Consider the following 10,119-nt stretch of genomic DNA (forward strand, 5'->3'; position numbering starts at 1 on the left):
TTTTAGATTAATTTTATTGCCCAATAAAATTTTGATTTTAAAATTAAGAATATTGAGTGTATATTTACTAATATTCTACGAAAATTAAGTTTATAATGATTCATTATCTCAAAATACGGAATTTCGGCCCGGTCAAAGACGAAGCGGAAATAAATTTTGAAGTTGCAGAAAATATAGCCGAAGATGCCTACGAAGTGCTGATGCTCGATGGCAGGAAACTTTTAAAACTGGCTTATATCTACGGGGCTAACGCGTCAGGAAAAACAACAATTTTAAAAGCTATAGAGTTCCTGCGAAGCATCTTGTTAAGGCCTGCGGAAAACAAAGCAAGCGAACTCAACTTTGACCCCTTCCTGTTTTGCGATGGAGCCTACGATATCCCTTCCTTCTTTGAATTGTCGTTTTACATGGCAGGCCTACGCTATATTTATACCATTAATTTTAATAAGCAATCTATTCTGAACGAAAAGTTGGTGTTTTATCAAAGCATAAAACCAACTGAACTATTTACCAGGGAAACCGACATTGAAAAAAGGCTGTCTAAAATCCAATTTGGGAGTAAAATCAAAATACCAGCCAGAGAAAGGGATCTGATCGAAAGTAATACGCTACATAACAACACTGTCTTTGGTGCCTATGCCCGTACTAACGTAGACATCCCGGAACTGGAAGATCTTAATAAATGGTTCAGCATGTATTTATTAGGCATGGTCACCTCTGCCCATAACCTGACCGAGGTAACCGCTACCCTAATCGATAAAAATCCGAAGATCAATGACTGGATCAATGACTTTTTAAATAAGGCCGATAACCAAATCACCCAGGTCATGGTTCCCGAATGGAACGATCAGATCGGTATGCCTTTGGATGATGCCTATCATTTTGAATTAAAAAACAGGATAATTCCGCAAGGAAGTGTTGCCATTACAACAACCATTAAAGGTGTAGGTGCCGGGATGCTGCAAGCAGCACCCCAGCAAAGGTACTATGGCGGCCCGAGCGAACGCAGGATCGATTTTATGCACCACGTTGGAGACGGAAAGAATTATCCCTTATCTATACAAAAGGAAAGCAGCGGTACCAAAAGGTACTTTGGTTTGGGCGGCCCCTTATATGAATTAATACATGGCTCACATTTATTGTGCATCGATGAATTGGAAACCTCCTTGCACCCTGACCTGATGAAACACTTCCTGCAAGTATTTTTAATGAATGCCGAAAGCTCACAAATGCTGATCACCACCCATAACCTTTCTTTAATGGAGGATCAGGATTTTATAAGGCGGGATGCACTTTGGTTCAGCGAAAAAGGAACTGACGGCTCCGTTTCTTTATTTTCTGCCGCAGATTTCGACACGACCACCCTTAGAAAAGATGCAAGCCTAATCAATGCTTATAAGACAGGGCGGCTTGGTGCCAAACCCAACCTTGGCTCTCCTTATCTAACCGAATAAGCGCCGATGTCAAGAAATATTATCAGCAGAAATGCTAAAGAAACGGTGGCTATCGTTGGTGACGGTCAAACCGAACGTATTTATTTCGCAGATGTGCGGGATACCGACCGGCCAGCGAACCTTTCTATCTTTCCCGATTATCCACGCAAATTGGGGAGTTACGAGGGTGTGCTCGAACGGGCGATAAACCTGAAAGCAGGTTATGACCGGGTTTTCGCATTGATCGATATGGATAAGATCATCCAGGATCATACCGTTGCATCCTACCAACAGGATAAAGCAAACGCGGAAGCATCGGGGGTGATCGTATTGGAAAACAATCCGTGTTTTGAAATCTGGCTCTTGTTACACTTCGTTTATACCGGAAGGCTTTTCAATAACTGTAACGAAGTGGTAGCTGAATTGAGTAGAAATAACCGGATACCAAATTATGCCAAATCACAAAGATTCCTAGCCGGCGCCAAACTCTACCGAAGATATAAAGACCAATTACAGGAAAACGCCATTCCAAACGGGAGAAGGCTGGAGGTAAATCGGGCCGCACAAGACATGCTTTACCCCAGGGCAGAAACCTTCCGTTTCTTTGAATGGTACTTTCAACAGCATCCTTAATAAAATGGCGCAATGAACTAACGCCAACAATCAACATTATCAAACTAAGCCTACCTTAAACCGCCGACAGATGGAAACTAATTTAATCGTAATGAGCACCGATACGTTAACTAGATCAGTCCGTTTCAGGAAGAAAACTAAATTATCAATTGAAAGATTTCAATTTCAAATCCCATAGATTAATCATACGACTTAAAGCCGATCTGTTTCCTAGGAGTAGGATTATCTTTTACTTCGATAAGTTCGTCTAAATAACGAAATACAATCTCCATGTTTTTATCTTGGTTATCTAGCTTATTTTTTATTTTTTCAATTTCTAATCGTAATTCTGTGTTATCAATAAGCATTTGCCTAATTCGAATAAATACCCGCATAATTTGAATATTTACCGCAATCGCCCTTTCGCTACTTAATATCCCGGAGAGCATAGCAACACCTTGTTCAGTAAAGGCGTAAGGCAACTTTCTGCGACCTCCCCAACTTGATGTTTCAATTTGTGATTTCAAGTTTGCCCATTCATTATTGTTAAGTTGAAACATAAAATCAGGTGGAAACCTTTTAAAGTTCCTTGCGACTGCTTGATTTAAGGCGCTGGTCGAAACTTGGTATAATTCTGCCAATTGTTTGTCTAACATTACTTTTTGATCCCTAATGAAGTAAATTTGATTCATTACTATTTCATCGGGTAAAATCATCTTATTTTCCATAATATTTTTACTTTTAAGTTGATATCACAATTTGTGATATCAACTTAGATTCATGATACTTTTAAAAGACCTTGTTCACTAAAAATTTTACTTTCCAATACTTTCATATTATTACTGATTTTACGCTTAGTAATCTTGGCATAGATCTGGGTTGAACGTAAATCTTTATGACCTAACAATTTTCCTACCGTTTCAATAGGTACATCATTCTCTAGGAGAACCGTTGTTGCAAAAGTGTGTCGGGCTGTGTGAGTGGTAAGTTCTTTTTTAATTCCGCAAATAGTTGCTACTTCTTTGATATAAGCGTTGTAGCGAACATTGCTATTAACAGGCAGTAATTTGTTTTCAGCTATGCAATAAGGATGATTTTTATATTTTTCAATTATTGCTAGGGCAATAGGTAATAACGGCACCGTTTCTTCAACGCCAGTTTTCTGCCGGTCTTTTGTAATCCACAATTTACCATCCAGCCCTTTGAAAATATTTGCCGGTTCAAGGTTGTAAACTGTTTCATAAGCATAACCAGTAAAGCAACAAAATACATATACATCGCGCACTTCAGCTAGACGTTCTACAGTAATTTCTTTTTCATACATTCCTACTAACTCGTGCATTTCAAGCGTTTCTCTGTCTGGATCAACATAAGTACATTTAAAGCCTGATATGGTATTGTGTTTAATCCAACCTTCATCAATAGCACGATCAATGATCTGCTTTAAAGTCTTTACGTATTTCATCGCAGTATTATCCCCAATATTTTCCATTGTGAGGTAATGGAAGAAATTAACAGCAAAAGCCATTTCTATATCTTCTAATGCTAAATCGGCTAGTCTTAATTTTTTCTTAAGGAAATCTTGTACCTTATCTTTTAATCGCTCATAGCGGACTAAAGTACCTTTACTTCCTTTATTCTTGCTAACTCTTTCTGCAAATTCTTCGTTGTGAAGTTTAAACGCCTGCATCAGGGTTTTTTGTAAAATCTGTTTTGGCATATAGGCATCTTTAACCATTGTCGCAGTTACTTTTTTGTTTACCGCTTCAAGCTGGTTATAGTGCTTTTCTAATTCCACCCTTGTTTTAACCACATAGCTATTTATTAGTTTATAATCGGGGCAATTCATACTTGCAATAGCCGCCTTTTCGTCCCAGGCGTCAGGATGGATTTTTTTACCCGATGAAAAGCCATCACGCTTTCCATTAATGGTAATTCTTACCCAAATTGGAACTAATCCGTCTTTAGATGCTTTTTGGCGGTTCAGCCAAAATAGAATTGATAGATCTTCATTTACTTTCATGAGATTTTGTTTAAAAATGAAACAATATGTTTTTAAACTGAAAATCAAACTAATACAAGGCACCAGCATTAATTCGGTAACCTAATTTCGGAAAAACCAATAGGTTACCGAATAGGTTACCGATTACTTTGAATTAGATTGAACTAACCTGCATTAAAATTCTTAAGAAAAGTAGAGGGAGAGTTTTCAAAAAAGTCGGTTTCTAAGCTAAAAACCGCGTTTAAACAAAAAAGAGCCTCTTTTTCAAGAGGCTCTTACTTCAAAACGTTCGACCTGTTGGGTGGTCTTTGTGATCCCGCTGGGATTCGAACCCAGGACCCCAACATTAAAAGTGTTATGCTCTACCAGCTGAGCTACGGAATCAACTTTTAACTTTTCGGTTGTAATACCGTTTCCGTTTAAAGTGGTGCAAATATAGGGTTTATTGATATAAACCACAAGCCTATTTTTAATAAATTGTAAAGTTTACAATAAGTGCTTCAAACACACAATTTTAAAATTTTAATACGGCTATTTTACCTCTATCGCCAGCTAATATAACTAAACTTCCATTTTTAGCTTTACGGCAAACGTTATAACTGTTATCATCAATTTTGAGCCATACTTTGCCACCATCTTTTGTTATGTTGGTACCCGAAGTGCCTGTAGATAAAAAAGTATTATCTTTGATATATTCCACGCATGATTGATATCCTGCAGGCCCAACTACGGGAATATTATTTTTATAATTTGCATTTTTTTGAGGAAGCAGGTAAGCTACCGAGTCGGTTTGTTTATCGTTTGCATAATTACCACCTACAATAACTTTTTGGTAACCACCATATGCAACAGAGAAAGCCCCCCTGCTTCCAGTGCCATTGGTAAGCGGTAATTCTTTCGTCGTCCATGCTTTTCCTCCAACTGGTGAGGTCAGGATACGGCTGTTGCTACCACCAGTAACTATAGTGATGGTTTTGTCGACACGTAAGCAGGTGCCGCTTGCAGCAAATGCGGCCTCATCTTTTAACGCAGTTGGAGGGTTTACGGCCGGCTTCCAGGTTTCTCCGCCATCTATAGTTTCCAAAAGCAGGAATTTATTATTTATTGGATCACCCAACACAAAACCGTGCAGTTTATCTGCAAAGTCCATTGCATCTAAAAAGTAAGCGGTATCAGTTTTTTGATATTTTATATTCCAGCTTGTACCACCGTCTATCGTTTTTAATATGTAGGCTGGAGAACCTGAACTGATTATTACAGCTTCTTTATCAGAGAACGCCTCGATATCTCTAAAGTCCGATTTTTCGAACCCTTTAATTTGTTGCCATATCCAGTTACTTCCGCCATCGGTTGACAGGCCGATAGTTCCCTTACTTCCGCTTACCCATGCTACTTTATCGTCAACCACCGACAACCCCCTGATACTGGTTGGTTTGCCTTGTTGCAGTGTTGTAATAGTTTGGGCTTTTAAGCAAATAACTAAAAGCAAAAATATTGTTGTTAAAATGTAGCGTCTGTTAGGCATGTTGTAACTTTTACCGAAGTTACCCTTTGAACCCCATTTCGCAAAATCGACGTTTTTTTTATTTATTTCAACCACATTGGCTAAAAAAATTATATTTGCAACCTTGTAAATGCCCGGATGGCGAAATTGGTAAACGTTGCGGTCTCAGAAGCCGTTGAGAATTGTCTCTTGAGAGTTCGAGTCTCTCTTCGGGCACACCTATTTAAGTCTTAAGTTTAAAGCTCAAAGCCGAAAGGTGATAACTTTTAACTTAAGACTTTGTACTTGATAAAGGCCCGGGTGGCGAAATTGGTAGACGCACCATCTTGAGGGGGTGGCATTCGTAAGGATGTACGAGTTCGAATCTCGTTCCGGGCACTATCTTTATCAAATTAATCCTCTTTTGGTTTAAATTTGTTTTTGTAATACCACTCAACTACGCAAATGCCATCGCTCCAGCTTAACTTACCATCTGCCGTGATTTGGGTAAGTAATAAAGAAAGCGTGTGCAGATATACGTTCTTTAAGGCGCCATCAAACTTTTGAAGTGTTTGTATAGCACATTTAGTGATCTCTTCGGGATCTGAAAGAGTACCGCATTGGTCCGCAAGTTTTAAATTGCTAAGGATAACAGGTAGCCCGCTGCGTAACGACTGCTTAATTTTATCATAAATATCACCCGGTATAATAGTTGTTAATACATCAGCTATAGGCGAATCAACAAACCTTTTTACATTTTCTGTTAAGGTAACGGCAATATGCACTGCTGACTGAATTTCGGACGGGATGCTATTAAATAATGATTGAATAGTGCCCCATATTTTTGTGAGGAATGATTTGATACTCATATTATTGGTGTTTTGTAGGTTTAATTTCTTCCATTTCGCGCTGTAGCACTGCAACTTGACTTTCGAGCACTTTTAAGCGAATCTCGTTGACCCTCGTTTGTGACTGTTGATCGAGCTTTACTTCATTAATGTCGCCTTTAAGCTCAAAATAAGTCGTCATTACCGACGCGACGATACTGGCGGTGCTTATAATGGTGACCACGATATTCTTGATTGTTATACCTTTTAATTGGCGATGTTCTATAGAAGTCATTCGGATAAGAATAATGCGCGCTCCTGTTCGCGCCGTTGGGTTAGGGTTTTAGAAGCTGTTTTTTTCCCGGTATAAGGGTCGGTAATTTTGTTCCATACCAGGAACTGGTCAGCCGCGCCCCGGTAATCGCCGGTATTTAACCTTTTCAATAAGGTAGATGATTTTGCCGCGCCGGTGCCCACATTGAAAATAAATGAAACCAAGGCATCAAACTGATTTTGGGATAAATGCACTGTTGCCACCGTGTTTAATGTATTTACGTAATTTGTTAATGTGCTTTTTAAAAGTAGTTCGGCCTGCGCCTCATTTGCCAATTTATCGTTAGGTTTAATGGGCCTGCCGTTGTTATGCATAGTAGAACCATATCCAATTGTCCATACCCCGGCTATATCCTGGTAGGCATTCAGGCGCAGCCCCTCAAAGTTTTTTATGATGGCAATACCGCGCTTACTTAATGTCATCATCGGGTTTTGTATTTAAGGGTTGGTATTGTTTAACCGCAAATTGGGCAACAATGGTTATGGTACTACCTATAGAGATAAGAGCCGTGGTAAGTTTGGCAGACATGCCCGCCACCTGGCTAAGTGAAGTACCCAAGCCAACCAAGCCGATACCAAATAATTGCGCGCATTTAAAAAATGCAGGCGTATCGCTGCGCACGCGCTGCCAAAGGGTTAGTTTGTTTTGCATGGGGAAGAAGAGATTGAAAAATTGGAAGAAGAATAAGTTGCTCGCGCTATTTTAGCGAAGGCTTGATCTAAATAGCCATTGTCTTTTAATATAATCTGCGTATTTTCGGTCTTGATTTAAAAAAATTGTAATAGCCATTCATGAACTTCTTAAATGACAAATACAGTGATCTTGCTAAGGTTGCTAAAGATGAAAAGTCTGAATATATTAACGCTAAGCCCTTTCCAAGCATTGTATTAGACGATTTTTTCAATGAGAATATGCTAAGTAATGTTTTGGCAGAATTTCCAGATCTTGCAAAACTTAAAGAAATTCACAACTACAGTCATTATAATGAAAAGAAACTTGCCACTGTGGGCGAAACTTACTTTGGTGAAGCGACGAAACAACTGGTTCACTATTTAAATTCCCGGCAGTCATCCAGGTGACGGAGTTGATCAAACTATTAACGGTAACCCCGTCCAACCCGGATTTGTCCATGTAGATCTGCGCCAGGCGCGATTGCACTACATTTAACATCTGCACATCTTTTAAAAGCTCATCGGCATTGCCGCCGCTGCCTACCATAGGTTTGTGGATCATGAGCAGGGCATACTTGCTCATTACAATTTTGCCGCCCGCCATGGCCACCACCGACGCTGCCGACGCCGCAAGGGCATCTATATAGGTGGTAACGTTGCCAGGGTACTTCTTCAGCAGGTCGTAAATGGCTATGGCATCAAAGGCCGAACCACCTACCGAACTGATATGTACCGCTACATCGGCGCCGGCAGCTGCATCTAATTGTGATTTTACATAGGCGGACGACAGGCTCCCCGAGCCAATGCAATCCGTTTCGGTATCGTATAGGTATATTTTCATTTGTTTGTTGTGATTACACAGATTTTGGTGCGATTACACCGATTATTGTTTTGGATTTCATCGATTGGGTGATGATTTTACCGATTGATTGTCTGAACCTTGATTAATAGGATTTTCCTGATGACCTTGATTTTAAATCCTATTAATCCTTAGATCAAGAAAATCATGGTTTAGAAATAGTTGGTTTTGAATGCCGGTTGGCATATGTCAAAGGTCGGGATAATTGTTTTTAGTTTTGGTGACAGAGGTTTGTCAGTAGGATTGTCTGAACTCGAATTCAGAGGATTTTTGGAATTTATTGAATTACATTATTTATTCTGATAATTCTTTAATTCTACAAATTCCGGTTCAGACGATTTGAACTATACAAATATCGGGACTATTATTGATTGTGATGGTGACACAAGTGTGTCAATAGGATTGTCTGAACTCGAATTCAGAGGATTTTTGGAATTTATTGAATTACATTATTTATTCTGATAATTCTTTAATTCTACAAATTCCGGTTCAGACGATTTGAACTATACAAATATCGGGACTATTATTGATTGTGATGGTGACACAAGTGTGTCAATAGGATTGTCTGAACTCGAATTCAGAGGATTTTTGGAATTTATTGAATTACATTATTTATTCTGATAATTCTTTAATTCTACAAATTCCGGTTCAGACGATTTGAACTATACAAATATCGGGACTATTATTGATTGTGATGGTGACACAAGTGTGTCAATAGGATTGTCTGAACTCGAATTCAGAGGATTTTTGGAATTTATTGAATTACATTATTTATTCTGATAATTCTTTAATTCTACAAATTCCGGTTCAGACGATTTGAACTATACAAATATCGGGACTATTATTGATTGTGATGGTGACACAAGTGTGTCAATAGGATTGTCTGAACTCGAATTCAGAGGATTTTTGGAATTTATTGAATTACATTATTTATTCTGATAATTCTTTAATTCTACAAATTCCGGTTCAGACGATTTGAACTATACAAATATCGGGACTATTATTGATTGTGATGGTGACACAAGTGTGTCAATAGGATTGTCTGAACTCGAATTCAGAGGATTTTTGGAATTTATTGAATTACATTATTTATTCTGATAATTCTTTAATTCTACAAATTCCGGTTCAGACGATTTGAACTATACAAATATCGGGACTATTATTGATTGTGATGGTGACACAAGTGTGTCAATAGGATTGTCTGAACTCGAATTCAGAGGATTTTTGGAATTTATTGAATTACATTATTTATTCTGATAATTCTTTAATTCTACAAATTCCGGTTCAGACGATTTGAACTATACAAATATCGGGACTATTATTGATTGTGATGGTGACACAAGTGTGTCAATAGGATTGTCTGAACTCGAATTCAGAGGATTTTTGGAATTTATTGAATTACATTATTTATTCTGATAATTCTTTAATTCTACAAATTCCGGTTCAGACGATTTGAACTATACAAATATCGGGACTATTATTGATTGTGATGGTGACACAAGTGTGTCAATAGGATTGTCTGAACTCGAATTCAGAGGATTTTTGGAATTTATTGAATTACATTATTTATTCTGATAATTCTTTAATTCTACAAATTCCGGTTCAGACGATTTGAACTATACAAATATCGGGACTATTATTGATTGTGATGGTGACACAAGTGTGTCAATAGGATTGTCTGAACTCGAATTCAGAGGATTTTTGGAATTTATTGAATTACATTATTTATTCTGATAATTCTTTAATTCTACAAATTCCGGTTCAGACGATTTGAACTATACAAATATCGGGACTATTATTGATTGTGATGGTGACACAAGTGTGTCAATAGGATTGTCTGAACTCGAATTCAGAGGATTTTTGGAATTTATTGAATTACATTATTTATTCTGATAATT

10 protein-coding genes and 3 tRNA genes are annotated in these 10,119 nt (G+C 38.0%); 4 read left to right on the forward strand and 9 right to left on the reverse strand.

Going from position 1 to position 10,119, the window contains the following annotated elements:
- Nucleotides 1–95: 95 nt before the first annotated feature.
- Both EWM62_RS10060 and EWM62_RS10065 read left to right on the forward strand, forming a co-directional pair.
- Nucleotides 96–1,454: an AAA family ATPase gene (locus EWM62_RS10060; RefSeq protein ID WP_129876513.1), complete on the forward strand. Its 1,359-nt coding sequence runs from the start codon at nucleotides 96–98 to the stop codon at nucleotides 1,452–1,454.
- Between the two features lie 6 nt (nucleotides 1,455–1,460).
- Complete coding sequence (locus EWM62_RS10065) at nucleotides 1,461–2,066, forward strand: RloB family protein (protein WP_129876514.1); 606 nt, start codon at nucleotides 1,461–1,463, stop codon at nucleotides 2,064–2,066.
- Nucleotides 2,067–2,245: 179 nt separating this feature from the next.
- Here EWM62_RS10065 and EWM62_RS10070 read toward each other — a convergent pair whose 3' ends face one another.
- The 4 genes from EWM62_RS10070 to EWM62_RS10085 form a co-directional block, all read right to left on the reverse strand.
- Nucleotides 2,246–2,773, reverse strand: coding sequence for an ORF6N domain-containing protein (locus EWM62_RS10070; protein WP_129876515.1), 528 nt, complete (start codon nucleotides 2,771–2,773; stop codon nucleotides 2,246–2,248).
- Between the two features lie 50 nt (nucleotides 2,774–2,823).
- Nucleotides 2,824–4,068, reverse strand: a complete 1,245-nt coding sequence (locus EWM62_RS10075; protein ID WP_162499822.1) for a site-specific integrase — start codon at nucleotides 4,066–4,068, stop codon at nucleotides 2,824–2,826.
- Between the two features lie 290 nt (nucleotides 4,069–4,358).
- Nucleotides 4,359–4,431 (reverse strand) — tRNA-Lys (locus tag EWM62_RS10080).
- Nucleotides 4,432–4,561: 130 nt separating this feature from the next.
- Nucleotides 4,562–5,536 carry a WD40/YVTN/BNR-like repeat-containing protein gene (locus EWM62_RS10085; protein ID WP_162499823.1) on the reverse strand — a complete coding sequence of 325 codons (975 nt, stop codon included), beginning with the start codon at nucleotides 5,534–5,536 and terminating at the stop codon, nucleotides 4,562–4,564.
- A gap of 147 nt (nucleotides 5,537–5,683) precedes the next feature.
- On the opposite strand from EWM62_RS10085, the gene EWM62_RS10090 reads away from it, so the two are divergent.
- Both EWM62_RS10090 and EWM62_RS10095 read left to right on the forward strand, forming a co-directional pair.
- Nucleotides 5,684–5,767 (forward strand) — tRNA-Leu (locus tag EWM62_RS10090).
- 78 nt (nucleotides 5,768–5,845) lie between these two features.
- Nucleotides 5,846–5,929 (forward strand) — tRNA-Leu (locus tag EWM62_RS10095).
- 14 nt (nucleotides 5,930–5,943) lie between these two features.
- Here the strand turns inward: EWM62_RS10095 and EWM62_RS10100 are convergent.
- From EWM62_RS10100 to EWM62_RS10120, 5 genes are all read right to left on the reverse strand, one after another.
- Nucleotides 5,944–6,399, reverse strand: coding sequence for a hypothetical protein (locus tag EWM62_RS10100; RefSeq protein ID WP_129876518.1), 456 nt, complete (start codon nucleotides 6,397–6,399; stop codon nucleotides 5,944–5,946).
- Between the two features lies 1 nt (nucleotide 6,400).
- The gene (locus tag EWM62_RS10105; RefSeq protein ID WP_129876519.1) at nucleotides 6,401–6,652 is read right to left on the reverse strand and encodes a hypothetical protein; all 252 of its coding nucleotides are present in this window, start codon (nucleotides 6,650–6,652) and stop codon (nucleotides 6,401–6,403) included.
- Complete coding sequence (locus EWM62_RS10110) at nucleotides 6,649–7,116, reverse strand: lysozyme (protein WP_203235020.1); 468 nt, start codon at nucleotides 7,114–7,116, stop codon at nucleotides 6,649–6,651. The genes EWM62_RS10105 and EWM62_RS10110 overlap by 4 nt, the downstream gene beginning before the upstream one ends.
- Nucleotides 7,100–7,342, reverse strand: a complete 243-nt coding sequence (locus tag EWM62_RS10115; RefSeq protein WP_129876520.1) for a hypothetical protein — start codon at nucleotides 7,340–7,342, stop codon at nucleotides 7,100–7,102. Before EWM62_RS10115 ends, EWM62_RS10110 begins: the two co-directional genes overlap by 17 nt.
- 303 nt (nucleotides 7,343–7,645) lie before the next feature.
- Nucleotides 7,646–8,203 carry a head maturation protease, ClpP-related gene (locus EWM62_RS10120; protein ID WP_129876521.1) on the reverse strand — a complete coding sequence of 186 codons (558 nt, stop codon included), beginning with the start codon at nucleotides 8,201–8,203 and terminating at the stop codon, nucleotides 7,646–7,648.
- Nucleotides 8,204–10,119: the final 1,916 nt, after the last annotated feature.

It is taken from the genome of Mucilaginibacter terrigena (assembly GCF_004168255.1).
GTDB classification, from domain to species: domain Bacteria; phylum Bacteroidota; class Bacteroidia; order Sphingobacteriales; family Sphingobacteriaceae; genus Mucilaginibacter; species Mucilaginibacter terrigena.

Excerpts from the sequence above, each read along its gene's own strand:
- EWM62_RS10060 (WP_129876513.1), top strand. The coding sequence starts at position 96 with ATGATTCATTATCTCAAAATACGGAATTTCGGCCCGGTCAAAGACGAA.
- EWM62_RS10065 (WP_129876514.1), top strand. The coding sequence starts at position 1,461 with ATGTCAAGAAATATTATCAGCAGAAATGCTAAAGAAACGGTGGCTATC.
- EWM62_RS10070 (WP_129876515.1), bottom strand. The coding sequence starts at position 2,773 with ATGGAAAATAAGATGATTTTACCCGATGAAATAGTAATGAATCAAATT.
- EWM62_RS10075 (WP_162499822.1), bottom strand. The coding sequence starts at position 4,068 with ATGAAAGTAAATGAAGATCTATCAATTCTATTTTGGCTGAACCGCCAA.
- EWM62_RS10100 (WP_129876518.1), bottom strand. The coding sequence starts at position 6,399 with ATGAGTATCAAATCATTCCTCACAAAAATATGGGGCACTATTCAATCA.
- EWM62_RS10105 (WP_129876519.1), bottom strand. The coding sequence starts at position 6,652 with ATGACTTCTATAGAACATCGCCAATTAAAAGGTATAACAATCAAGAAT.
- EWM62_RS10110 (WP_203235020.1), bottom strand. The coding sequence starts at position 7,116 with ATGATGACATTAAGTAAGCGCGGTATTGCCATCATAAAAAACTTTGAG.
- EWM62_RS10115 (WP_129876520.1), bottom strand. The coding sequence starts at position 7,342 with ATGCAAAACAAACTAACCCTTTGGCAGCGCGTGCGCAGCGATACGCCT.
- EWM62_RS10120 (WP_129876521.1), bottom strand. The coding sequence starts at position 8,203 with ATGAAAATATACCTATACGATACCGAAACGGATTGCATTGGCTCGGGG.